This is a genomic window from Corynebacterium provencense (assembly GCA_900049755.1).
Taxonomy (GTDB): domain Bacteria; phylum Actinomycetota; class Actinomycetes; order Mycobacteriales; family Mycobacteriaceae; genus Corynebacterium; species Corynebacterium neomassiliense.
In genome coordinates, this window is record LT160592.1 from 76,674 (window position 1) to 101,326 (window position 24,653).

Here is a 24,653-nt window from a genome sequence, read left to right on the forward strand (position 1 = left end):
ATAAGTCGTGTAGGTGAATGTAACGATTGTGAGCGGCTGGGCGGAGCGTTGCGACTTGCTGCACCATATAGGGGCAGACTCTAATACACATCAAGAGGTGTATAGGAAACAGGTCGGCGGAACCGCCGTCGACAGTCACGTCAGCACGCCCGGAGCCTTCCCCGGGGTTTTCCCCGGAATCGTGGGAGGACGCCGCCCGTGCGGCAGCCCCCCCGTCGTTGAACGCCGGTGCCGCGGCAGCCGCAGCGGAGTCGGCGGGGGCGTTCTGGTCGGTCGAAGGCCGGTTCACGGCCTCCGCAGCCGCTGCTGTCTCAGCACTCGGCGGAGCAGCCTTACGGGTCACTTTCCGTGCCCGGGAGCGGTTGTCAGTCATATGTTTCCTTACACGCCTGCTGAACGCAGGTCTTCTTCAAGCCGGGAGTACTCTTCCGGCGTCGGTTCGATGATCGGCAGGCGCGGTGCGCCCACCTCGATCCCCCGGAGCTTCAGCGCCGCCTTCGCGAATGCCACACCACCCAGACGTGCCTGTGCCGCCATCAGCGGGCGCAGGCGGTTGGAGATGGCACGGGCACCGGGGATGTCCCCGGAGACCGCGGCCTCGCGCATGGCGCGCAGCTGGGCGGGAGCGGCGTGGCCGATCACTGAGATCAGACCGGTGGCGCCGACTGCCAGCCACGGGACATTGAGAGGGTCATCCCCGGAGTACCACGCGAGATCCGTCTCCTCCATCAACTGCATGGCCGCCGGAACATCACCTTTGGCGTCCTTGACAGCCCGGATGTTCGGATGCCCGGCCAGTCGGCGCATCGTGTCCGGTTCGATCGCCACGACCGAACGGGACGGGATGTCGTAGAGGCAGACAGGGGTATCTACCGCGTCAGCCACAGCGGTGAAGTGCCGGTACAGGCCTTCCTGGCTGGGGCGGGAGTAGTAGGGGGTGACCACGAGCAGGCCGTCCGCACCGGCCGCCTCGGCGGCCTTCGACTGCGCCACGGATTCCGCGGTGCTGTACGTACCTGAACCGGCGACCAGTTTCACACCGGTCCCCAGTTCGGCGCGGATCGCCTTGAGCAGGTTGAGCTTCTCCCCGGGGGAGACGGTCGGGGATTCCCCGGTCGTTCCGCCGATGACCAGGGCGTCAAGTCCTTTGTCCACCAGGTGCCCCGCAAGGGCCACTCCGGCGTCGGTGTCGAGGTCTCCGTCTTTCGTGAAAGGGGTGACCATGGCCACAGAGACCGTACCGAAGAACTCAGCGCACTCTGTCGCTGCATTACCTGTGCTCATGACCCCCCAGGTTACCGTCCCGGACCCCGGAAGTGTGTACCGGGGCTCCGGTGGGTCGCGTCAACCTTTCCACCGGTCTGACTCCCGGCGAACCTCACCCCGCCACCGCGGCGCCCCGGGGAGGTCGACCGCGGCGCCCCGGGGAGGTCGACCGCAGTGCCCCGGGGAGGTCACATGTCGGCGACGTAGGGGCTTGTCGCCGTCTCCGAACCGTCACGCAGCCGGGTGACGGTGAAGTCGGAGAAGATCCCGGGACTCAGCTCATTGAGCAGGTGGAGGCAGGCCACCGCCACGCCCCTGATCTCCGGGTCGGCGTGCTCCGCGGCACGCATCGCGATGAAGTGCCGCCAGGACCGCAGGTTCCCGGTCATCACGAACCGGGTCTCCGTCGCATTCGGCAGCACCGAACGCGCCGCCTGACGTGCCTGCTTGGCACGCAGCACCGTGTTGGACTCACCGGCGAACTTCTCCTTCAGGGCCACCAGAAGCTCCTCGTAGGCGTCCCTGGCAACACCGGTGGACCGCAGGAACAGTTCCTCCAGGTCCGGGTCGCCGGCGATGCTGTCGGGAACCACGACCCGGGAGTCGCCCGAGGGGACGTACCTCTGCGACAGCTGGCTGAACGAGAAATGCCTGTGACGCATGATCTCCTGGGCGCAGGACCGGGAGACACCGCGCAGGTACACGGAGGCGGAGGCGTGTTCGAGCAGGCTGAGGTGACCCACGTCCATGATGTGGCGAACGTAGGCGTCCGCGGTGGCGGTGTGGGGGTTGGGCCGGTCCCAGGTCTCGTAGCAGGCCCGCCCCGAGAACTCCACGAGAGATTCGGCGTCACCCGCCGACGGGTCGGGCCGCCAGTCCACGTCCTCCGGGGGTGTGAACGTCGTGTGTGCGATGAGCCGGACGGAGAACTCGGCCGGTGTTGCGCTCACGGTCCTCCCCCTATTCTGCGTCGGAGGTGGGGCCGGCACCCGTGTCACCGGACAAGCCCGGCCCGTCGAGTCCGAGGAACTTCTCCAGGCCGACGGTCAGTCCCGGGGCGCCCGCGACCTTGTCGATCCCGAGCAGGACGCCGGGAACGAAGGATTCACGGTCGTAGGAGTCCTGCCGGATCGTCAGGGTCTGACCCGCCGCACCGAAGATCACCTGCTCATGGGCGACCATGCCGGTCATGCGCACCGCATGGACCGGGATGCCGTCGACATCGGCTCCCCTGGCCCCGGGGAGCTCCTGCTCGGTCGCGTCGGGCTGTGCCCCCAGACCCGCCGAACGTCGGGCCCGGGCGATCCCTTCGGCGGTGTGCACCGCGGTACCGGAGGGGGCGTCCTTCTTGTTCGGGTGGTGCAGTTCGATGACCTCGGCGGAATCGAAGAACGGGGCGGCGATCTCCGCGAGCTTCATCGTCAGGACCGCGGACACGGCGAAGTTCGGTGCCACGAGGACGCCGACCTGCGGATTCTCCGCGAGCCATCCGCGCAGGCGCCCGTAACGCTCCTCGGTCCAGCCTGTCGTCCCCACCACGGCATGTATCCCGTGGGAGACGCAGAACTCCAGGTTCGCCATCACGGCGTCAGGCACGGTGAAGTCGACGACGACCTCGGTACCGGAGGACACCAGTTCCTCCGGGTCGTCTCCGTGGCCCAGTGCGGCCGAGAGTTCCAGTCCCGCGGTGCGTTCCACCGCGGCGACCACCGCTGCACCGACCCTGCCCCGGGCACCCAGGACACCAACCTTCGTCATTGTCTTCAGCTCCTCACGTGTTGTGGTGGTGACGGGTCCCGACTAGTCCTCGACGAGGACCAGCGAGATCTTGCCACGGTTGTCGATGTCCGCGATCTCGACCTCGAGGGCGTCACCGACATGTGTCTCGTCCTCGACCTTCTCCACCCGGCGGTCGCCGCCGAGGTTGGAGATGTGCAGCAGCCCGTCCCGGCCCGGCAGGAGTGAGATGAAGGCACCGAAAGTCGTGGTTTTCACGACAGTTCCCAGGAAACGGTCACCGACTTTCGGGAGCTGGGGGTTCGCGATGGAGTTCACCTTGTCGAGGGCCGATTCCGCGGCCCTACCGTCTGCGGCGGAGACGAAGACCGTGCCGTCGTCCTCGATGGAGATGTTCGCCCCGGTTTCCTCGGTGATCTGGTTGATCGTCTTGCCCTTCGGGCCGATCAGCTCACCGATCTTGTTCTGGGGGATCTTCACGGTGGTGATGCGGGGGGCGAACTCGCTCATCTCCTCCGGTCCGTCGATGGCCTCCGCCATCGTCGAGAGGATCTCCAGGCGGGCTCCGCGGGCCTGCGTCAGGGCGTCCGCGAGGACCTTGGCGGGGATGCCGTCGACCTTGGTGTCGAGCTGGAGCGCGGTGATGAAGTCAGCGGTTCCGGCGACCTTGAAGTCCATGTCGCCGAAGGCGTCCTCCGCCCCGAGAATATCGGTGAGGGTGACGTAGGTCTCCTTACCGTCGACCTCCCCGGTGACCAGTCCCATGGCGATCCCGGCGACAGGCGCCTTCAGAGGCACGCCGGCGTTGTAGAGGGACAGGGTGGAGGCACACACCGACCCCATCGAGGTTGAACCGTTGGAACCCAGCGCCTCGGAGACCTGCCGGATGGTGTACGGGAACACCTCACGTGACGGGATGACCGGCAGCAGGGCACGCTCTGCAAGCGCACCGTGCCCGATCTCGCGTCGCTTCGGGGAACCGACCCGTCCTGTCTCGCCGGTGGAGTAGGGCGGGAAGTTGTAGTGGTGGATGTAACGCTTGTGGTCCACCGGGCCGAGGCTGTCGATCTGCTGCTCCATCTTGAGCATGTCGAGGGTGGTGACACCGAGGATCTGGGTCTCCCCCCTCTCGAACAGGGCGGAACCGTGTGCCCGGGGAACCAGGTCGATCATCACGCCCAGATCCCGGATGGCGGTCGTGTCCCGGCCGTCGATACGGAATCCGCTGGTCAGGATGCGCTCACGCACGATCTGACGGCTGACCTCGTTGTGGGCGTTGCGGATCTCGGCCTCGCGGCCCTCGTAGTCGCCGGAGAGAGCCTCGACCGCGGCGTCCATGTTCGCCGCCAGTGCCTCGTCCCGCTCCTGCTTGTCGGCGATCGCCATGATCCCGCGCAGTGCCTCGGCGGACTCGGATTCGACGGACGCGAAGACGTCCTCCCCGAAGGCGGGGAAGAGCTCGAACTCACGGGTGTGGTCCGAACCCGCGGCGTCCACCAGGGCAGCCTGTGCACCGCACAGTTCGGCGATGAACGGCCGCGCCGCCTCGATACCCTCGGCGACCACGGTCTCGGTCGGGGCCGGGGCTCCCTCGGCGATCCTCTCGACGACGTTCTCGGTGGCTCCCGCCTCCACCATCATCACGACGACATTGTCACCCGGGGTCGGGCGACGGCGTCCGCGGGGCTTCTTCACCTCGGAGATGCGGCCGGCGACAACGAGTTCGAAGACAGCCTGCTCATGCTGGGAGCGGGTCGGGAAAGCCACCCACTGACCCTCCGGGTGAGCCTCGTCGACGACGAGTGCCATACGCACACCGCCGACAGGGCCGGACACCGGGAGACCGGAGAGCTGGGTGGAGGCGGACGCCGCGTTGATCGCGACGACGTCGTACATGTCCTCGGGGTCCAGGGACATGACCGTGACAACGACCTGGACCTCATTGCGCAGTCCCTTGGCGAAGGTCGGACGCAGCGGACGGTCGATGAGGCGGCAGGCGAGGATGGCCTCTGTACCGGGGCGTCCTTCCCTGCGGAAGAAGCTGCCGGGGATCCTCCCTGCGGCGTACATCCTCTCCTCCACGTCCACAGTCAGGGGGAAGAAGTCGAGGTTCTCACGGGGGTGCCTTGACGCTGTCGTCGTCGACAGCAGCATGGTGTCGTCGTCAAGGTAGGCGGTGACGGAGCCGTCGGCCTGCCTGGCGAGCAGGCCCGTCTCGAAGGTCAGGGTCCTGGTACCGAAGTCGCCGTTGTCTATCGTGGCGACAGACTCCCACACTCCGGAGTCAGGGTCGATCAGTTCGGCGGTATGGGTGGGCGCCGGGGTGTTCTTCTTTTTCGTCGTCATGACGGTGTTGTGTGACCTTTCGGGTCTTCTCTCCGTGGTCCCGCAGTTACGGGCACCGATCATCGATGTCGGCGTCGGAAATATCTCGGACAATTACCGCACTAGACAGTACACCAGTGAGACGACAGAACCCCGCACCACCGTGACGGTGGTGCGGGGTTCACGACGTACGACGCCGGGACGGTCGGACCGCCCGGCACACGGACTAGCGGCGCAGACCGAGTCGCTCGATCAGGGACCGGTACCGGGTGACGTCGTTCTCCTGCAGGTACTTCAGCAGACCCTTACGACGACCGACCAGCAGCAGCAGTCCACGACGGGAATGGTGGTCGTGCCGGTGGAACTTGAGGTGCTCGGTCAGCTGACGGATACGGACCGTCAGCAGGGCGACCTGCGCCTCGGGGGAACCGGTGTCGGTCTCGTGGAGGCCGAACTCCTTGAGGGTCTCGGCCTTCTGCTCCTTGGTGAGAGCCATGGTGAATCTCCTGGAAGTTGTTTCAGTCCGCGCTGAACAAGGGATGGAACGTCAGTGACTACCGCAGACCACAGTCACGCAACCGCAAGAGAATATCACTCCGGTTCGCGGGGAACCAAACGCCGGGTCTCCGAGACATCCCGGTCGATGGCGGCGATGAGGGAGTCCAGGTTGTCGTAGGTCTCCATGCCACGAATACGGTCGGTGAAACTGACCGTCACCTTCCGCCCGTAAAGGTCAGCCTCATGATCGAGGACATAGGCCTCGACACTGCGGGTCTCGTCACCGAATGTCGGGTTGGTGCCCACGGAGATGGCGGCGGGAAGGTGGACGTCGACGGCCATGTCTCCCACCAGAGCTCCGGCCGGGTCCTTCCTCGTGGGCAGTATCCGGAGGTCTCCGGCGTAGACCCCGTCCGCCGGCAGTGCCTGGGTGTCCGGGAAGTACAGGTTCGCCGTGGGGAACCCGAGGGCGGCACCGCCACGCCCGGCTCCCCGGGTGACGACGCCGCGGACGGTGAAGTTCCTGCCCAGGGCGTGTCCGGCTGCCGCGACATCTCCTTCGGCGAGCCTCTGCCGGATCCAGGTGGAACAGATCACGTGCTCCTGTGCCGCGGCTCCCGTCCTGTCCGGGTCGCCGGGGTCCTGCAGCAGGCCGTGGACGACCACGTCCACCCCTGCTTCCTCACCGAGTTCACGCATGGTCTCGGCGGTACCGGCGGCCAGGTGTCCGAAGGTGAAGTTCTCCCCGATGACCACGGCTCTGGCGTGCAGAACCCCGCGGATCACCCGGTCGAAGTAGGTCCGGGGGCTCCAGCCCGCAAGCTCCCGGTCGAAGTTGATCACGAGCATCGCGTCGATGCCGTACTTTGCGGCACTGACGGAACGCTGTTCCAGCGACGCCAGGGCAGGCGGGACGGCGTCCGGGCGGAAGAAGACGGTGGGATGGGGGTCGAAGGTCACCATCACCGCCGGCACTCCGAGTTGACGCGCGCGCTGTACCGCCGACGCTATGAGCTGCTGGTGCCCCCGGTGGACGCCGTCGAAGACGCCGATGGTGACGACGGAGCCCGTGAGGTCGTCGGGCACCTGTTCCAGTCCGTTCCAGATATCCACGGGCACCACACTACGACATCTGCGGCCCCGGCCTAGACTGTGCTCCATGCCGAGAACCGACCCCCGCCCCGTCCTGGACCGTTCCGGACTCGTCATCGTCGACAAACCGGCCGGCATGACCAGTCACGATGTCGTCGGCCGGATGAGACGTATCTTCCGTACCCGGCGCATCGGACATTCCGGGACACTCGATCCCGCCGCCACCGGGGTACTGGTGGTCGGGGTGGAACGAGGCACCCGCTTTCTGGCGCATGTCGTGACCCATGACAAGCGTTATGCGGCGACGGTCCGGTTCGGAGCTTCCACGCTGACCGACGACGCCGAGGGCGAGGTTCTCTCCACCGCGGATCCGTCGCAACTGGCGGCACTGACCGCAGACCGGATCCGTGCCGCGTTCGCGGAGCAGACCGGCGAGATCATGCAGAGGCCGAGTTCGGTCAGTTCGGTGAAGGTCGACGGTCGTCGTGCCCATGAGCTTGTCCGGGAGGGGGTGGAGGTGGTGCTGCCGGAGCGCCCGGTCACAGTGTTCTCCCTCGAGGTGGACGAGGTGCGTCTTCTGCCCCGCTCCGCTTCAGGTGGCCGGGGTACGGACGGAGGGGAGGACGCCACTCACGCCGGGCTGTCCGGACTGTCCGGGGAGGCTGTCGTCGAGGCGGATATCCGGGTGCACTGCTCCTCGGGCACGTACATCCGGGCGATTGCGCGGGATGTGGGCGAGTCGCTCGGGGTCGGAGGTCATCTCACCGCTCTGCGCCGCCTGTCCGTCGGCCCTTTCGACGTCACCGAGGCACGGACGCTCCCCCTGCTCGAAGGTTCGGGCGATCCCGCCGGAACAGGTTCGGCGGAGACGGCCGCCGCCGAGAGATCCGGTTCTTCCCCGGTGCCGGCCCTGTCGCTCACCCTGGACGAGGCGATGGTCCGGTGCTTCCCGGTGCGTGCGGTCTCCGAGGAGGAGGGGGACGCCCTGGCCCTGGGCAAATGGCTCGACCCCGTCGGTGAGGACGGGGTCGTCGCCGCGGTCACCCCGTCCGGGAGAGCTGTGGCCCTTCTGGAGGAGAGTGGCGGACGGGCGCGGAGTGTCTTCGTCGCCCGGCCTGCGGGGATGCGCTGAGTTTTCCGGGTACTCTGTTCCCGCTGTCGGGGAGGACGGTACCCGGGCCGCGTGTCACGGCCTCGGGTTGATCACCCTGCCCCAGGTGGACTTGTTGCCCCAGACGTTCTGCCTCAGCCCTTCGAGCTGCAGAATCTGGGAGTGGTCGACGAAGAGATTGCACTCGTTGCCGTAGTTCTTGACATACCACTCGAACACGGGGCCGTCGGCGGCCTCGAACATGACGTTCTCGAGTCCGAGCCCGTTGATGATGGACGCCGCTGCTGCGGTGTTCCATTCCACGACATTTTCCGTGATGCCCTCCGACTCGATCATGATGATCGAGGCTCCGGCGTCGAGTGCCCGCTTTCCACGGTCGACGAGATCACCGATGTCTTTCGCGGATTCGGCGGCGAGCTCTGCCTCGGAGGAGTCTCCACCGGATCCGATCTGGATGCCGAGTTCCGGTTTCGCCTTGAGCCCTGCCTTGACGACCTTGTCGACGAGACGCTCGAGACCGCTGGTGGGAAGCATGATGAAGCCCGTGGAGATCTCGATGACGTCGAAGCCGACGTCCTTGGCTTCGCGCAGGTAGTGGTCGACGGCGTCGTCACCGTAGCGAAGGACGGTCTCGATCCACCCGCCCGAGGAGACGTAGGCGTCGTTCTCGTGGGCGATGTCGCTGAACTTCCTGACCTGCTCAGGCGGGACAAGGGAGAAGGAACCGCCCGCCCACTTGATGCCGTCCACCCACTGGCCTGCGACGTCGAACACATCCTGCAGGTGACGTGTGCCGAAGGTGTTGTAGTACGGCGCCCGGATCTCGGTCATGCCGAAGGACCTGGGCTTGGCCGGCCGGTAGGCACGCGGGACGAAGTCGAAGGACACGTTGAAGCCGGTGGCGTTGCTGTTCTCGCTCATGGGGAGCCTCTCTGGTGGTGGTGTGGTGTGGTGTGGTGTGGTGGTGTGCCGGGGAGTCAGACGGTCGCGGTCACGGCGTCGCGGGTGGTGCTGACCTTCGCCAGGGCGGCGGTCAGCTCGCTGACGCGGTGGTTCTCCAGGTCGTGGACGATGCCGGCGATCTCGTCCCGCAGCGCGGAATCGGTGAACGGTGTGGTGAGAGCGTCGAACTTACGGCGTGCGCCCTCCCAGTCCAGCGGCTGGGTGAAGAAGCCGTCGTAGGCGGACTCTTCACGGGTGTAGGAGGTACCGTCGTCGAGGGTGACGGTCACGACTGCGGGCATCTCATCCGGGAAGCGGTCCGACAGCGCCTGGTCAGGGGTGATGGTGACCTTCTTCATCAGTGACTGGACATCGTCGGCGACGATGCGCTCAGGCGCGTACTGCGGCGGGTTGAGTTCACCGTCCAGCAGTGCGACGGCGAGCATCCAGGGAAGCGAGTGGTCCGCCTCTTCCTTGGTGCGGACAGTCTGTTTGTCACCCTCCTCACCGCCTCCGATGATGGAGTAGGCGACGTCGAAGGTGGTGAGTGCGATCGAGGCGATCTTCGACGGGTCGATGCCGTGCTCGGCGCGGAGCTTGAGTGCGGCGTCCAGTGCCGACTGTGAGTGGATCTCCGCGTTGTACTTCTTGATGATGCTGCGCGTGACCCGCTCGAGGTTCTCCTTCGACCAGTCCAGTTCATAGTGACCGGCGAGGTCCTTGAAGCCCTTGTTGCCCTCGAAGACCTCTTCAGGCCCGGTGATGCCCCGGGACGCCAGCAGTGCCGACCATGTGCCCTCCTTGGAGACGTGGGGGTAGGCCAGTCCCTTCCAGTTCGAGAGGTTGCCGGTCCTGGTGACCCTGAGTGCCACGTTGGCGGTGCCCGCCATCGCCACAGCGTTGGCGATCTGCTCCGCGGGCAGTCCCATGGCCTTGGCGGCAGCGGCCGCGGCGGCGAAGGCACCCTGCGTGGTGTGGTCGAATCCGAGGGCCCTGACCGGTGCGACGTCCGAGAGACGTGAATGCACCTGGTAGGCGACAGCGAAAGCGGTGAGGAGTTCGGCTCCGCCGGCGTCGACGGACTCTGCCGACGCGAGGACTGCGCCGAAGTTGTCGGACGGGTGGTTCGTCTCCCCCTTGGCGAGGTAGGCGTCCATGAAATCGAGGTACCGGCTCAGTGCGCTGTTGAAGAAGGCCGCCCGTTCCGGTGTCGTCTTCCCGCCTCCGATGAGGGTGGACTGTTCGGTGCCGCCGAGGTCCTCGAGCAGTCCGCGGATCGCCACGATGGGTTCGGCGTCCAGTGCTCCGACGGCGACGCCCAGGGTGTCGAGGACCCTGATCTTGAGCTGTTCCAGCGCCTCAGGGCTGAGATCCCGGAGGGTCGCCTTCTCGACGAACTTGGCCAGTTCCTGCACTTCTGTCACGTGGTGCTCCTTACGGGGTGGTGAGGTGAGGATATTGTCATGTGGTTAGGCTCCCCTTTGTTTTCAGGGGCCGTGGCTGAACGGTCCCGCGATTTGGAACGAAAAACAAGATGTTTGTGATGTATTGCACATTCGACAGAGTGGCGTACAGCACCGCGCCCCCGATTCCGCGGCGTGTCCGCCGATGCTCTACAATGCCAATCAGTGAGACGTCGGCTCCCGACCTGTGAGACGGCGTCCATCCCCGACAACAACGAAGGATGAGTGAGGAACCCCCATGGCCAGCAACCAGATCACCTGGAACGGCGGACTCCAGCAGGAGGCTGTCGAGCTGCTCAGCACCCCCGGGCACATCGTCGTCACCCCGACGAAGGTCGGGTACATCATCGCCACGAGCGACAGGGAGGGCCTGGAGCGCAAGTTCGCAGTGAAGCACCGCAGGCGCAACAAGCCCGGAGTGGTGCTCTGCGGTTCCCTCGAACAGCTCGAGGAACTCGCCCAGCTGACCCCGGAGATCAGGAAGTTCTACCAGACCTGCGTCGACCGTGACATCCTCATGGGCTGCATCCTGCCCTGGAAGGACGGGGCCCGCGAGAAGTACATGCCGGAAGGCGCCGAAGAGCTGGCCACCGACGTCCGCGGCACCTCCTGCTTCGTCCTCAAGTTCGGCGTACCCGGCGAACTGCTGGCCCGTGAACTGTGGGAGAAGGACCGCCGGCTGATCTTCGCGTCCTCAGCCAACCCGTCCGGAAAGGGCAACCGCGGGGTCGTCGAAGGCATCGGCGAGGAGATCGCCGAGGAAGCCGACCTGGTTATCGAAGGCGACAGCTACGTCGCCTCCATCCAGCCCGACAAGACCGTCGAGACCCGCTACGCCCAGGGCGTCATGGTCTCCATGGTCGACGACGAGGGCAATCTGGTCCCGGAACAGAACGGTGAGCGTGGCATCACCCCCTGCCCCACCCTGATCCGCAAGGGCCTGTACAACGACGAGATCGTCCTGATCCTCTCCGACCAGTTCAACTCCTGGGACTTCCGTCAGGGCGGATACTACTGACCCGTCCGCGGTTCAGGGCTCCGCGCGCAGGCTCCCCGCCTACGCCCGGACGCCGCACACCGTGGCGACGTAGCCGCCCCGGACCACCCACGACCCGTGGATCTCATCCACCGGCGTCGGACTGGTGAGGAGACGGGCGCGCCACGATCCGCCGACATACCCCTGCCCCGCCCCACCCGCGGAACCGGCGGACCCCACGTCGCCCCGGCTCATATCCAGGGCGACCTCCGCCTCGTCAAAGTCGAGGAAGCGGCCGGCGAGCGGGAACCAGGACTTGTACACCGTCTCCTTGGCGGAGAACAGCACAGTGCCCAGGAGCCGTTCCCGCCCGGTGTCACCGACCAGGCGGGACAGTGCCCACCTCTCCGACGGCGAAGTCACCGCATTGAAGACCCCCGCCGGCAACGGCACGGCCTGTTCGACGTCCAGACCGACACTGCGCCACGTCACGGCGTCCCCCACCAGCGCACCTCTGATGCCCTCGGTGTGCGAGAGCGTGCCGACCACACCGTCGGGGAACAACGGCATTCCGCTGTCCCCACGCAGAATCGGAATGTCGCACGCCTCTGTCCCCCACCGTCGCAGCGCCTCGTGGGCGCACCACCGGGCGTCCCCGAAATCGGACCTGCGGGACGCCACCGCTCTGGCCACGAGGTGCCGTTCCCTGGGGTGCAGAGCTTCGTAGCGCTCCAGGTCCGGTGTTCCGTCGGTGTGCAGTTCCACCACCGATGTTCCGGAGGGCAGTTCCAGGTGTGACAGCAGAGAGGGGTGGTCGTTGCCGTGCCGGTCGACCGCCGTGACGCGGGAAGATGAGAGGATCATTCGGGAACCTCCGTGAGAACAGGGTAGGGCCAGAGTTGACGTTCGAGGCGTGGGGGAAGGGACACCGCCTGTTCGCGGGGGTAGCCCAACGACACCTCGACGTGGGTCACCCCTCCGATCTCCCGGACGACAGGAATGTGGAGATGTCCGTAGACCACCGTGGACGCCCGGAACCTCACCGGCCAGTCCTGGGTGTCCCGGGTACCTGACCACAGTGCGATCTCGGGGATGTCCAGACGGTCAGTGACCTCCCGTACCAGCGGCCAATGGTTGACCAGTACGGTCGGCCCGGTGGTCCGGGACAGCCGACGCACAGTGTAACCCAGTCGTTGCCTGCACCATGCGGGAACGTCGACGTACGGGGAGATCGCCACCTGGTCGGTGAACACCACGCCCTTCTCGGCGGCGGCGTCCAGCGCCTGTGCCGCGGTGAGGGAGGGGTCCCTCCACGAATGGTCGTAGAGCGTGAACATCGGTACCACTGTATGCCCCCCGAACTGCGGGTAGGCGTCCTCCGGGGTGACGACGCCCAGTTCGCGGCAGCCACGGACCAGCTCCCGGTACCTGTCTTCGCCGCGGAAGCGGTCTCCGGGGCGGCTGAACAGTTCATGGTTGCCGGGGACCCAGATCACCCGGCGGAACCGGTCAGCGAGCATTCCGAGGGTGTCGAGGACGGTGGCGGTGTCTTCTGCCACATCGCCGGCGACGATCAGCTCGTCCCCCGCAGTCCCCGGATGGACGAGCCGGTCGACAAGGTCCCGGTTTCCGGGGACTGCGACGTGCAGGTCGGACACTGCCCACAGTGTGCGGTGCTCAGACGCCACAGTTCGTCCCTTCAGCAGGCTCCGGATAGCTCAGAAAACTCAGACACTTCAGTCAGTCTAACAACATCTGTCACTCCTGTAACAGGCGGCGGACTTCTGTCCCCCCTACACCCCGGTCCTGGCCCACTTCCCCGACCGGTAACGCAGAGCCACCGCAACCAGCCTGAGCACGAGGAAGAACAACAGTCCCACCCACACCCCCGTCAGTCCGGTGCCGGTCAGTCCCGCCACAGCCACCCCGGGGATGAAACCCAGCACCAGCGACAGGATCGTCGCCGTGCGCAGGAAAGCCACGTCCCCCGCCCCGAGCAGCACACCGTCCAGGGCGAAGACGACCCCACCGGTCACCGCCATCGCCACAAGAATCCACCACGGTCCCGCCATGGCCTGTCTGACCCCCGCGTCAGCCGTGAAAACCCCGGGTACCACGCCGGCCCCGCAGGCCAGCACAACAGCCAGCACCAGCCCCGCACCGACCGAGAACCGCAGCACCGTCCGGGCCACCTCCCGGGACGCAGCCACGGAGCCCGCACCGAGCGCTGCCCCGACCAGTGCCTGCGCCGCCACCGCCACCGAATCAAGCAGCAGGGTCAGCAGGTTCCACAGCTGCAGCAGAACCTGGTGCGCCGCCAGCGCAGCCGCCCCCGAACGGGCCGCGACGACAGCCGCACTGACAAAGGCGACCTGGAACCCCAGGGAACGCAGGACAAGGTCACGCCCGTCGGCCAGCTGGGGGCGGATGACCGACCAGGTGGGCCGCACGGACCTGCCGTCACCGGTACGCCGCCAGGTCACCACCAGACAGGCCAGGAACAGGCAGGCGGTCACCGACTCCCCCACGACCGTCGCCCAGGCGGAACCGACGACACCGTGGCGGGACACCGCCCAGGGCACGAGGAATGCGGTGGGCACCACGCCAGCCAGAGTGAACCACAGGGGACGCCGCGTGTCCGACATCCCCCTCAGCCACCCGTTACCCGCCATCACCGTCAGCGCGGGGGCCACCACCAGGGACGCCACCTCCAGCCACCGCGCGGCAGGCACCGCCACCTGACTGTCCCCCGCCAGCCAGGCGGTCACCGGTCCGGCGGCGAAATGCACGGTCACGGCGAGGACGGTACCGACGGCGACGGCCACCCAGGTCGCCTGGATTCCCTCGTAGACGGCCCCCGCCCGGTCACCCGCCCCGTAACGACGGGCGGCCCGCCCGGTCGTCCCGTAGGACAGGAACGTCAGCTGGGTGGTCACCTGGGAAAGCACGGTGGTCCCGGTGGCCAGTGCCGCCAGCTCCACGGGCCCGAGACGTCCCACCCACGCGGTGTCCCACAGCAGGTACAACGGCGTGGCGGAGAGCACCGCGAGGGCGGGCAGGGCCAGGCCCAGCACCGACCGGACGTCCGCGCGCACGGGTGGAGCGGCAGACCCCTCCGGCACCGGCCCCGCTGACACCGGCCCCGCAGAGTCAGTCGTCGGAGCCGTCGGGCTCTCCTTCCCTCCGGTAGGGGTCCGGCTCCCCGGCCGGAGCGGCCCCGGCCGCCTGCGAACGGACCCTCTCGTCGATCTCCCGGGCTTTCGCGAGAAGCTCCTCGAGGTGGGCGGACGCCTCCGGCACGGTGTCCAGGGAGAAACTCAGGGTGGGGGTGAACCGCACCGACAGCTGGTCGCCGACAATCTTGCGCAGCTGACCCCGGGCCCGGTTGAGGGCTTCCTCCGCGGCTGCGGTGTCCGGCTCCTCGTCGATGGTACGACCCCGGACCGTGTAGAAGATCGTGGCGTCGTGCAGGTCTCCGGTGACCCTGCAGTCGGTGACCGTGACGTACTCCAGTCTCCGGTCCTTGACCTCCCGCTCGATCGCGGTGGCGACGATGGTCATGATGCGCTTGGCCATTCGGGCGGCGCGTGCGTGGTCTGCCATGGGTGGAACCTTATCTGTCTCGGAACGCTGTGGGTGACAACGGGGGTGTGGAGCTGGGGGTTTCAAGTTGGGGGTGTGAAGCGGTAGGCGCCGGGCATCCGTCCGTGGCGGCAGAAGACCCCGCGGCCTGTGGAGGGGTTCCTCCGCCGCGGGGCCTCAGTCAGGACAGTGGACGGCTACTTCCGGTCCTTCTTGTCCTTGTCGTCCTTCTTCGCCTGGTCGCGGGGGACCTCGACCAGCTCGTACGCCTGGACGATGTCACCGACCTGGATGTCGGGGTAGGACAGCACCATACCGCACTCGTAGCCGTGGCTGACTTCGGTGACGTCGTCCTTCTCCCTGCGGAGTGAGTCGATGGTGGCCTTTTCCGCCACGACCCTTCCGTCACGGACCAGGCGCACCTGCGCATTGCGCCGGACCTTCCCGGTCTGGACCATGCAGCCGGCGATGAGACCGACGGAGGACGCCTTGAACAGCTGACGGATCTCGGCGGTACCGATCTCCCGCTCCTCGAAGACCGGCTTCAGCATGCCCTTCAGGGCTGCCTCCACCTCGTCGATGGCGTCGTAGATCACGGAGTAGTAGCGGATCTCGACGCCCTCGGCGTTGGCGACCTCGGTGGCCTTGCCTTCGGCACGGACATTGAACCCGATGATGATCGCGTCCGCGGCTACCGCCAGGTCCACGTTCGTCTTCGTCACCGCACCGACACCACGGTCGACGATGTTGAGCTGAACCTCGTCGTCGACGTCGATCTGCAGGAGCGAATCCTCCAGCGCCTCGACGGTACCGGCGTTGTCACCCTTGAGGATGAGGTTGAGGGTACTGGTCTCCTTGAGCACCTCGTCGAGGTCGGCGAGACTGATGCGCTTACGCGACCGGGCCTGCATGGCGTTACGGCGACGTGCGTTGCGCTGGTCGGCGATCTGCCGGGCCGTACGGTCGTCGTCGACGACGAGGAGGTTGTCGCCGGCGCCGGAGACACTCGTGAGTCCGAGGACCTGGACGGGACGTGAGGGCTCGGCGTCATTGACGTCAGCGCCGTTCTCGTCCACCATGCGACGGACACGCCCGTGGGCGTCCCCGACGACGATCGAGTCACCGACGTGGAGGGTACCGCGCTGGATGATGACGCTGGCGACCGGACCACGGCCACGGTCGAGGTGGGCCTCGATGGCGACACCCTGGGCAGGCATGTTCGGGTTCACCATCAGCTCGTCACCGAGCTCGATGTCTGCGGTGAGCAGCACCTGCTCCAGCAGCGCCCCGACGTTGGTGCCCTGTTTGGCGGAGATGTCGACGAACTCGGTGTCCCCGCCCCACTCCCGTGGGGTCAGACCGTACTCGGTGAGCTGGCCGCGGATCTTCTCCGGGTCTGCCCCCTCCTTGTCGATCTTGTTGACCGCCACGACGATCGGCACACCGGCCGCCTTGGCGTGGTTGACGGCCTCCACGGTCTGCGGCATGACGCCGTCGTCCGCCGCCACCACGAGGATGGCGATGTCGGTGGCCTTCGCACCACGGGCACGCATGGCGGTGAACGCCTCGTGACCGGGGGTGTCCAGGAGCGTGATCTTACGATCGACCCCGTCAACCTCGAGGGTGACCTGGTAGGCGCCGATGTGCTGGGTGATGCCGCCGGCCTCGCCGGAACCGACGTTGGTCTTGCGGATCGTGTCCAGCAGCCGGGTCTTACCGTGGTCGACGTGGCCCATCACGGTCACCACCGGGGGACGGCGGACCAGGTCTTCCTCGGTTCCGGCGTCCTCACCGAAGGTCAGGTCGAAGGACTCCAGGAGCTCGCGGTCCTCGTCCTCGGGGGACACGACCTCGACCTTGTAGTCCATCTCGTCGCCGAGCAGCTTCAGGGTGTCGTCCGGCACGGAGGCCGTCGCAGTGACCATTTCACCGAGGTTGAACAGCGCCTGAACCAGTGCCGCCGGATCAGCGTTGATCTTCTCGGCGAAGTCGGCCAGGGAAGCGCCACGACGCAGGCGGATCTTCGCGCCCTTGCCGTTCGGCAGCTTGACGCCACCGACCACGGACGGTGCCTGCATCGCCTCGTACTCGTTGCGCTTCTGCCGCTTCGACTTCCTTCCCCTGCGGGGGGCGCCGCCCGGACGCCCGAACGCACCTGCGGTACCTCCACGGCGTCCACCACGTCCACCGCGGGGTCCGCCTCCGGTGGAGGGGCCGGAACCGCCGGGGCCACCGTGCCCGCCACGGCCACGGCCGGACCGGGCCCCGGGTGGTGGACGCCGCATCGGTGTCCTTCGCCGGCTGACCGGCACCGTAGTGGTTCCGCATCTTCTTGACGACCGGCGGTTCAACGGTCGATGACGCGGACTTGACGAACTCGCCCTGCTCCTTAAGCGTGGCGAGAAGTTCCTTGCTGGTTACGCCGAGCTGTTTCGCCAGCTCGTGGACGCGTAGCTTTCCGGGCACTGCTCTCCTTCGTGATGGTCGGAGCCGCAGGCCGGGACACACCGGGGACAGTCCCCGTCGGCGTGTGTCTGACTACGTACGACTCCTGGTCGTGTGGACACTCATCGCTGATGCTGCTTCATCGTGCGCTCATCAGTAATCGGTTTCCTTTTCTTTCGCGGCCCCGATGTGTTCGAGGACCAGCTGCGTATCCGCATCAGCGGGCACATGCAACGCCCGGGCGAATGCCCGACGTTGTACCGCGGTCTCGTAGGCCTCCACGGTCGGGGTGATCCATGCACCACGGCCGGGAAGTCTGCGCCGGGGATCAGGGACGACGCGGACAGTGGCGTCCGCCCCGTCCCCGTCCCGGACCGCGACACACCGTAGCAGCCGTTGGACCGGCAGCGTACGACGTGAAGCGATACAGGTCCTGACAGGACCCTGGGACGGGACGGAGGTACAGGTGCCTTCCGACAAGCTGCTCCTCCGGTTCCCTCAGTTCTAAGACCGTATGACAGTCTAACGCCTGACCGGCCCCCACGGCCAACCGGGAGGTCCGGTGCGCCGCAGCTGCCGGCGACGACGGCCGCGTTCCCGCCGGGTTCTCAGAGTTTCGCGCGCTCCGCCGGGCCGCCACCGGCGGTGCCGGCGGTGCCGGCACTATCGTCACCGGCACTGTCGTCACGGTCTCCGCGGTCGTCATCCGCCGGATCGGACTCGGGGCGGATGTCGATCTTCCATCCGGTGAGCCGCGCAGCAAGGCGGGCGTTCTGCCCCTCACGACCGATCGCCAGCGACAACTGGTGGTCGGGGACGATCGCGCGAGCGACCTGCATGTCATGGTCGGTCACGTCCACCCGGACAACCTTGGCGGGTGCCAGGGCGTTTCCCACGTAGGTCGCCGGATTCTCGGAGAAGTCGACGATGTCGATCTTCTCGCCGCCGAGCTCCTCCATGATCGCCGAGACCCGCTGACCGCGGGGGCCGATGCACGCACCCTTGGCGTTGAGGCCGTTGACCGTCGAACGGACGGAAACCTTGGACCTGTGGCCCGCCTCCCGGGCGATCCCGGAGATCTCGACAGCTTCGTCAGCGACCTCCGGGACCTCCAGTGCGAACAGTCCACGGACCAGTTCAGGGTGTGTACGGGACAGCAGGATCTGGATACCCCGCGGCCCCCGGTGCACCGCCGTGACATAGCATTTCACCCGGTCACCGTGCTCCAGCTTCTCCCCCGGGATGTGCTCCGCCGGGAGAATGAGACCGTCATGGCCCTCTGCTTCGGTGCCGAGGCGGACGACGGTGATGCCCCGTTCATTTGCCCGGGCGTCCCTGTTCACGATGCCGGAGACCACGGATCCCTCGAGAGTGGAGTACCGGTCGTAGCTGGTCTCTGCACGGGCGGCGACGACCTGGCCACGGATCGCGTCCCTGACGGTACGTGCGGCGTCCCTGCCGAAGTCCTCGGGCGTGTCGTCGAATTCTCCGGTGACGTTACCGTCCTCGTCGGTTTCGGTCCGCAGCACCCGAACGCTGCCGTCGACAGGGTCGATCTCCACCCTGGCCCGTCCCTCCACCTTGGTCAGCTCCCGGTAGGAGTCCAGCAGGGCAAAGGAGATGGCCCTGATCAGGGCATGCTCCGGGACATGCTCGATGTCCTCCAGGGCTTTCAGGGCACTCAGGTCAATTTTCACTTGTCGTCCTCCTGCGCGGTCAGCGCACGGTACTTCTCGGGGTCCAGTCCCACCAGAGCCGACTCGGCGGCGGGAGCTTCGGAAAACTCAACTTCTACCAGGGCACCTGCCGACTCCGCCAGTTGCCGTGGCACCACACCCGGAGAGCCCTTCTTCTTCGCCGCCGGGCGGATGAACCAGACGGTGTCCCCGTCCACCGCCGCGACGCGCAGCTTCTCCCCCCTGACGAGTACGAGCCGGCCCACATTGCGCCGGAAGTGACGCTCCGCGGTCAGCGGTGTGTCCAGCCCGGGGGTGGACAGTTCCAGGGTGTAGCCGGGACCGAAATTCAGCCGACCCGCCTCCTCCAGGGCATCGAACTGTCCGGACACCGCCTGGCTGAGCTCCTCCAGCTGGTCAAGTGAGGGGCGGACGTCACCGTCCACCGCGATCTTCACCGCGGACTTCGCACCTGCCCTGGTGACGGACACCGCCTCCACGTCGAATCCGAGTGCCGCCGCCAACGGCTCCGCGGCAGCGCGGAGCTCCTGTTCAGAGGGAAAAGCCATGCCCAGAACAGTAGCACCGGCACCGGATGGCACTATGGGAGCGTGCACGAGACCCCGACCCGCCGACTCTCCCGACGCCGTTTCCTCACCCGTTCCCTGCTCGCGGGTCTCGGAGTCGCCTCACTTCCTGCCCTGACCTCCCTGGCCGCCTGCTCCCCCACTCCTCCGGAACCGGACGCCCGGCTGACAGACCTGCTCGGCCAGCTGCGCGCACTCGACCGGGACGGAGTTGACGGCGGCGCCGGAATGTTCGCCGGTCAGGCGAAACGGATCTCCGCCGAGATCATCCGGCAGTGCGGGACCGAACCGGATGCCGCCTGCACCACCTCGGTCGACACCGTCGGCCCCTCGGCCACCACCCCGCTGGTCCGCGACGTCCGCACGACAGTGACCGGGATCCTCCCGGACGCCGCCGACAGTGGACAGGCGTCACTGCTGACCGGGGTGTACGCCGCCCTCGCGACAGTCGACGACGCCACTGCCGGTGCCCCCGCGATCGACACCGCGGTGGTGGACCGGGAGCTGACCGGAGACATCCCGGGGGAGCTCGGTGAGGCGACCTCACGGATCCACGAGGCGGTGTGGCTGACCGGGAGGGTGCTCCCCACCGCAGGAACGTCAACCTCCACGGTGACCACGGTCGCCGACCGCCTCCGTCTCATCCGCGACGCCGCCGTGGATGCGACAGGGGTCGCCGCCGCAGCCGGGTACACCTTCCCCGACGGATCCGCTGCCGGCAAAGGCACCGCCGACAGCCAGGGCGCCGTGTCCGTCCTGCTGGAGGCCGTCCACGCGGTCACCGTGGACCTGCGCCGGGCCGCATCCCGGGCCGACGGTGAGGACCGGGTGACGGTGGCGTCATGGTGCGCCGTGGCCGCCCGGTGTGAGGCGGCCCTGGAGGACAGGACAGGCACCGATCCCCTGTCGGTACCGGTACGGGGTGAGTAGCCGGATCGACCGGCCCCCGCCCCGTCCCCAGGCTCCAGGCCCTACCTGGAGACCATGCCGCTGATCGTCCCGACGGCTCCGTCGTAGGCGATGTCCGTGGTCTCACCGGTCAGACGGTTGCGCAGTTCGACCTTCCCCTCGGCGAACCCGCGGCCGACAATGACCACGAGGGGAATGCCGAGCAGCTCGGCGTCCTTGAACTTCACACCGGGGCTGACCTTGGGACGCTCGTCGAAGAGGACCTCCAGTCCCGCGGCGTCCAGCCCCTCAGCGAGCTCCTGCGCGGCCTCCCCGGCCGCGGCGTCCTTGTTGGCGATGACGACATGGACGTCGAAAGGTGCGACACCGGCCGGCCAGCGCAGACCCTTCTCGTCGTGCATCTGCTCGGCGAGGACGGCGACGAGACGGGACACCCCCAGGCCGTAGGACCCCATCGTCGGGACGGAACGCCGGCCGTCCTCGTCGAGGATCTGAACGTCGAAAGCTTCGGTGTACTTCCGGCCCAGCTGGAAGATGTGCCCGATCTCGATGCCGCGCTCCAGCGTCAGCGTCCCCATACCTTCAGGGGCAGGGTCGCCCTCCCTGATCTCCGCGGCCTCGATGTACCCGTCGACGGTGAAGTCCCGTCCGGCGACCATGTTGGCGACGTGCCGGTTCTTCCGGTCCGCGCCGGTGATCCACGAGGTTCCGGTGACGACGCGTGGGTCGGCGAGGACGCGGACGCCGTTGTCCGCCAGACCCTTCGGCCCCACGTACCCCTTGACGAGGAACGGATTGTCGGCGAAATCCTTCTCCCCCGCCAGCTCCACGGTCGCGGGCTCCACCGAGGCCTCCAGGCGCTTCATGTCCGCCTCCCGGTCACCCGGCAGCAGAATTCCGGTGAGCTCCGGTTCTCCCCCGGGAGGGGTGATCTTCACGACCAGACACTTGAGCGTGTCGGACAGCTCCACGGGACGACCGTCGACGGTGAGGTTCTCCGAACGTGCCCACTCCAGCAGAGCGTCCATGGTCGTGGCGTCCGGGGTCTCGTAGACCTTCGCCGCGGGAAGTCCGTCCACCGGGCGCTCCGCCGGTGCCGGGGTGACGACAGCCTCCACGTTTGCCGCGTAGTCGCCGTCAGTGGCACGCACGAAGGTGTCCTCCCCGGAGGGGGAGACCGCCAGGAACTCCTCGGAGGCCGACCCACCCATCGCTCCTGATGTGGCGGCGCAGATCGCGTACTCCACACCGAGGGAATCGAAGATCCTCCGGTAAGCCCGGCGGTGCAGCTGGTACGCCTCCTCAAGGCCCTCGTCGTCCATGGTGAAGGAGTAGGAGTCCTTCATGATGAACTCGCGTCCCCGCAGGATGCCGGCGCGGGGACGTTCCTCGTCACGGTATTTCGTCTGGATCTGGTACAGGATGACCGGGAAGTCACGGTAGGAGGAGTACTCACCCTTGACCAGGTCGGTGAACATTTCCTCGTGCGTCGGGCCGAGGAGGTAGTCCGCCCCCTTGCGGTCCTTGAGCCTCAGGAGGGAATCCCCGTACTCCGTCCACCGGCCGGTCTTCTCGTAGTACTCGCGGGGCAGCAGGGCGGGCAGCCGGATCTCCTGGGCGCCGATGGCGTCCATCTCACGGCGGACGATCGCCTCGATCCGGTGCAGGACGCGCAGACCCAGCGGAAGCCAGGAGTAGACACCGGGGGCGACGCGCCGGATGTAGCCGGCTCGGACGAGAAGCTTGTGGCTGGGAACTTCCGCATCAGCGGGATCTTCGCGCAGCGTGCGCAGGAAGAAGGTGGACATCCGGGTGATCATGACCGGTACTCTAGTTCATCGCCTCCGGCCCGCCCGATAGGGTGTCCCCCATGCTGATTCTCCTGCCTCCGTCAGAGACGAAGGCCGCCGGTGGCACCGGTGGGCCACTGGACACGGCCGCACTGTCCTTCCCCGGACTCACCCCGGTCAGGGAGGCCCTCATCGACGATCTCGGCGCCCTGGACGTGGACACCGCCATGCAGGTGCTCGGCGTGCGGGAGAGCCTCCGCACCGAGGTGGAGGCGGACCGTGAACTGCGCCGTTCCCCCACCATGCCCGCCCTACTGCGCTACACCGGGGTACTCTACGACGCGCTCGACGCCCCGTCCCTGACCCGGGAAGACCCGGACGCGTGGTCCCGACTGGCCGTGGGCTCGGCACTTTTCGGAATCCTCAGGGCCGGCGACATGATCCCCCGGTACCGGCTCTCCTCCGCGGTGAAAGTTCCCGTGCGCGGAGCCGCCCCCGGGGCCTCGGCGCCGACGCTGCGGAAACGCTGGGGCGGGCTGATCACCGCTGCGGTGGAGGCCACGCCGGACGGCCGGGGGCAGGGTGTCGTCGTGGACCTCAGGTCCGGCGGCTACCGGGCACTGGGAAAAGTGCCGGGAGCGGTCACCGTCCGGGTCGAGTCGGTGCGGCCGGACGGAGGCAGGAAGGTCGTCAGCCACTTCAACAAGCACTACAAGGGGATGCTGGCCCGTGTCCTCGCCACAGCGGGGACGGACGCCGAGANCGCCCCCGGGGCCTCGGCGCCGACGCTGCGGAAACGCTGGGGCGGGCTGATCACCGCTGCGGTGGAGGCCACGCCGGACGGCCGGGGGCAGGGTGTCGTCGTGGACCTCAGGTCCGGCGGCTACCGGGCACTGGGAAAAGTGCCGGGAGCGGTCACCGTCCGGGTCGAGTCGGTGCGGCCGGACGGAGGCAGGAAGGTCGTCAGCCACTTCAACAAGCACTACAAGGGGATGCTGGCCCGTGTCCTCGCCACAGCGGGGACGGACGCCGAGAGCGCACGCACAGCGCACGATGTCGCCCGGATAGTCGCCGGGGCGGGCCTCCGGGTGGAGACCGGTACGCCGGATTCGCCGGCCTCCTCCCGCAACGAGCTCACCCTGGTCGTGTGAACTGCACCGGCCGGGGCAACGGACCCCGGCTAGCAGAGGTGAGCTGTCCGGCCCGCGGCGTCCCCGATGACGATCACCGCCGGCGACCGGACGCCTGTGCTGCGGACGGTCTCCCCCAGAGTCCCGAGTGTCGCGGTGGTGACCCGCTGGGACGGGGTCGACGCGTTCTCCACCACCACCGCCGGGGTCGCGGCGTCCCTCCCCCTGTCGATCAGGGTCGCGGCAATCGCCCCGGCGTTCTTCACCGCCATGATCAGCACCAGGGTTCCCGTCATTTTCGCGCACGCGTCCCAGTTGACCAGTGACTTCGGGGAGTCCGGGGGCACGTGCCCGGAGACCAGGGTGAGATCGTGGTTGAGTCCCCGGTGTGTCAGGGACAGTCCCGCGGCCGCCGGTGCTGCGGTCATCGAGGTCACCCCGGGGATCACCCGCACCGGTATCCCGGCCGCCGTACAGGCCTCGATCTCCTCGAAACCGCGGCCGAAGATGAACGGGTCACCGCCTTTGAGACGGACGACGGTCCGCCCCTTCCGGGCGTTGTCCACCATCAGCTCGTTGATACGGTCCTGGCTGACCTGGCGTGAGTACGGGATCTTCGCCACGTCGATGAGCTCGGCACCACGTCGGGCAGCCTCCTCGGCCAGGCTCACCGGGCCGAGATGGTCGGCGAGGATGACGTCGGCCGATTCCAGGGCACGTGCCCCGGCGACGGTGATGAGGCCCGGGTCCCCCGGCCCTCCGCCGACGAGGATGACCTCGCCCGTGGTCCCGGCAGGTTCCTCCGCCCCGGCGTCTTCACCGTGGGCCCCGGGCGTCTCGGGGGCTGCGTGGGCCCCGTGGGCCCCGTGGTCCTTCACACCCCGGCGGTCGTCCACGGGGACGCCGTGACGTCGGGCCCACTCCAGCGCTTCCGCGGCACGGTCCGCCGCGGCTCCTGCGGGGATGCGCACCAGGCCGATTCCTTCCGGGCCGTCCGTCCCGTGACCACCCCAGTTCACGGGTACCGCCCCCTGTTCACGCAGCAGATCGGCGGCAAGGGCCGTCTCCGGCCCGTCCACCAGCAGCACCGTCACCCCGGCAAGTACAAGACTCATGGACACAGA

At 67.5% G+C, this 24,653-nt stretch carries 21 protein-coding genes and 2 pseudogenes; 4 read left to right on the plus strand and 19 right to left on the minus strand.

Features of this window, described 5'->3' with window-relative positions:
* From BN3906_RS14875 to BN3906_RS00415, 7 genes and pseudogenes are all read right to left on the minus strand, one after another.
* A pseudogene (locus BN3906_RS14875) lies at window positions 1-373 on the minus strand (hypothetical protein); the annotation flags it as partial.
* A gap of 8 nt (window positions 374-381) precedes the next feature.
* A complete protein-coding gene (gene dapA, locus BN3906_RS00390) occupies window positions 382-1,284 on the minus strand; it encodes a 4-hydroxy-tetrahydrodipicolinate synthase (protein ID WP_066582889.1) in 903 nt (300 codons plus the stop codon).
* 170 nt (window positions 1,285-1,454) lie between these two features.
* Window positions 1,455-2,216 (minus strand): FAD-dependent thymidylate synthase, encoded by a 762-nt coding sequence (thyX, locus tag BN3906_RS00395; protein WP_066582890.1) that lies wholly within the window; start codon window positions 2,214-2,216, stop codon window positions 1,455-1,457.
* Window positions 2,217-2,226: 10 nt separating this feature from the next.
* Complete coding sequence (dapB, locus tag BN3906_RS00400; RefSeq protein ID WP_066582892.1) at window positions 2,227-3,024, minus strand: 4-hydroxy-tetrahydrodipicolinate reductase; 798 nt, start codon at window positions 3,022-3,024, stop codon at window positions 2,227-2,229.
* Between the two features lie 42 nt (window positions 3,025-3,066).
* Window positions 3,067-5,349, minus strand: a complete 2,283-nt coding sequence (locus BN3906_RS00405; RefSeq protein WP_066585655.1) for a polyribonucleotide nucleotidyltransferase — start codon at window positions 5,347-5,349, stop codon at window positions 3,067-3,069.
* A gap of 205 nt (window positions 5,350-5,554) precedes the next feature.
* Complete coding sequence (gene rpsO / locus BN3906_RS00410) at window positions 5,555-5,824, minus strand: 30S ribosomal protein S15 (RefSeq protein WP_066582894.1); 270 nt, start codon at window positions 5,822-5,824, stop codon at window positions 5,555-5,557.
* A gap of 95 nt (window positions 5,825-5,919) precedes the next feature.
* The gene (locus BN3906_RS00415) at window positions 5,920-6,939 is read right to left on the minus strand and encodes a bifunctional riboflavin kinase/FAD synthetase (RefSeq protein WP_066585657.1); all 1,020 of its coding nucleotides are present in this window, start codon (window positions 6,937-6,939) and stop codon (window positions 5,920-5,922) included.
* Between the two features lie 46 nt (window positions 6,940-6,985).
* Between BN3906_RS00415 and truB the strand changes: the two genes are divergently transcribed.
* Window positions 6,986-8,050 (plus strand): tRNA pseudouridine(55) synthase TruB, encoded by a 1,065-nt coding sequence (gene truB / locus BN3906_RS00420; RefSeq protein WP_066582897.1) that lies wholly within the window; start codon window positions 6,986-6,988, stop codon window positions 8,048-8,050.
* Between the two features lie 54 nt (window positions 8,051-8,104).
* Here the strand turns inward: truB and BN3906_RS00425 are convergent, their stop codons facing one another.
* Complete coding sequence (locus BN3906_RS00425; protein ID WP_066582899.1) at window positions 8,105-8,950, minus strand: phosphosulfolactate synthase; 846 nt, start codon at window positions 8,948-8,950, stop codon at window positions 8,105-8,107.
* Between the two features lie 56 nt (window positions 8,951-9,006).
* Complete coding sequence (locus BN3906_RS00430; RefSeq protein WP_066582901.1) at window positions 9,007-10,395, minus strand: MmgE/PrpD family protein; 1,389 nt, start codon at window positions 10,393-10,395, stop codon at window positions 9,007-9,009.
* Window positions 10,396-10,672: 277 nt separating this feature from the next.
* Between BN3906_RS00430 and BN3906_RS00435 the strand changes: the two genes are divergently transcribed.
* Entirely contained in the window at window positions 10,673-11,452 is a 780-nt protein-coding gene (locus BN3906_RS00435; protein WP_066582902.1) for an L-threonylcarbamoyladenylate synthase, read from the plus strand.
* A gap of 39 nt (window positions 11,453-11,491) precedes the next feature.
* Here the strand turns inward: BN3906_RS00435 and BN3906_RS00440 are convergent, their stop codons facing one another.
* From BN3906_RS00440 to rimP, 8 genes and pseudogenes are all read right to left on the minus strand, one after another.
* Window positions 11,492-12,274, minus strand: coding sequence for a 4'-phosphopantetheinyl transferase family protein (locus tag BN3906_RS00440; protein ID WP_066582903.1), 783 nt, complete (start codon window positions 12,272-12,274; stop codon window positions 11,492-11,494).
* Window positions 12,271-13,068 carry a metallophosphoesterase family protein gene (locus tag BN3906_RS00445; protein WP_261796788.1) on the minus strand — a complete coding sequence of 266 codons (798 nt, stop codon included), beginning with the start codon at window positions 13,066-13,068 and terminating at the stop codon, window positions 12,271-12,273. The genes BN3906_RS00440 and BN3906_RS00445 overlap by 4 nt, the downstream gene beginning before the upstream one ends.
* 135 nt (window positions 13,069-13,203) lie before the next feature.
* The gene (locus BN3906_RS00450) at window positions 13,204-14,505 is read right to left on the minus strand and encodes an MATE family efflux transporter (protein WP_066582907.1); all 1,302 of its coding nucleotides are present in this window, start codon (window positions 14,503-14,505) and stop codon (window positions 13,204-13,206) included.
* A 55-nt stretch (window positions 14,506-14,560) separates the two neighbouring features.
* Window positions 14,561-15,013, minus strand: a complete 453-nt coding sequence (gene rbfA / locus BN3906_RS00455) for a 30S ribosome-binding factor RbfA (protein WP_066582910.1) — start codon at window positions 15,011-15,013, stop codon at window positions 14,561-14,563.
* A gap of 176 nt (window positions 15,014-15,189) precedes the next feature.
* Window positions 15,190-17,458, minus strand: a pseudogene (infB, locus tag BN3906_RS00460) (translation initiation factor IF-2).
* Window positions 17,459-17,590: 132 nt separating this feature from the next.
* The gene (locus BN3906_RS00465; RefSeq protein ID WP_066582915.1) at window positions 17,591-17,917 is read right to left on the minus strand and encodes a YlxR family protein; all 327 of its coding nucleotides are present in this window, start codon (window positions 17,915-17,917) and stop codon (window positions 17,591-17,593) included.
* 128 nt (window positions 17,918-18,045) lie between these two features.
* Window positions 18,046-19,134, minus strand: coding sequence for a transcription termination factor NusA (gene nusA / locus BN3906_RS00470; RefSeq protein WP_078056994.1), 1,089 nt, complete (start codon window positions 19,132-19,134; stop codon window positions 18,046-18,048).
* On the minus strand, window positions 19,131-19,682 hold the full coding sequence (rimP, locus tag BN3906_RS00475) for a ribosome maturation factor RimP (protein WP_066582917.1): 552 nt from the start codon (window positions 19,680-19,682) through the stop codon (window positions 19,131-19,133). Before rimP ends, nusA begins: the two co-directional genes overlap by 4 nt.
* A 42-nt stretch (window positions 19,683-19,724) precedes the next feature.
* Here rimP and BN3906_RS00480 point away from each other — a divergent pair, with 42 nt between their 5' ends.
* The gene (locus BN3906_RS00480; RefSeq protein WP_066582918.1) at window positions 19,725-20,630 is read left to right on the plus strand and encodes a hypothetical protein; all 906 of its coding nucleotides are present in this window, start codon (window positions 19,725-19,727) and stop codon (window positions 20,628-20,630) included.
* Between the two features lie 41 nt (window positions 20,631-20,671).
* On the opposite strand, the gene BN3906_RS00485 is transcribed toward BN3906_RS00480, so the two are convergent.
* On the minus strand, window positions 20,672-22,429 hold the full coding sequence (locus BN3906_RS00485; RefSeq protein WP_066582920.1) for a proline--tRNA ligase: 1,758 nt from the start codon (window positions 22,427-22,429) through the stop codon (window positions 20,672-20,674).
* A 50-nt stretch (window positions 22,430-22,479) separates the two neighbouring features.
* On the opposite strand from BN3906_RS00485, the gene BN3906_RS15380 reads away from it, so the two are divergent.
* Entirely contained in the window at window positions 22,480-23,550 is a 1,071-nt protein-coding gene (locus BN3906_RS15380; RefSeq protein ID WP_066582922.1) for a YaaA family protein, read from the plus strand.
* Window positions 23,551-23,579: 29 nt separating this feature from the next.
* Here BN3906_RS15380 and cobA read toward each other — a convergent pair whose 3' ends face one another.
* The gene (gene cobA / locus BN3906_RS00495) at window positions 23,580-24,644 is read right to left on the minus strand and encodes a uroporphyrinogen-III C-methyltransferase (protein ID WP_066582924.1); all 1,065 of its coding nucleotides are present in this window, start codon (window positions 24,642-24,644) and stop codon (window positions 23,580-23,582) included.
* Between the last annotated feature and the right edge of the window lie 9 nt (window positions 24,645-24,653).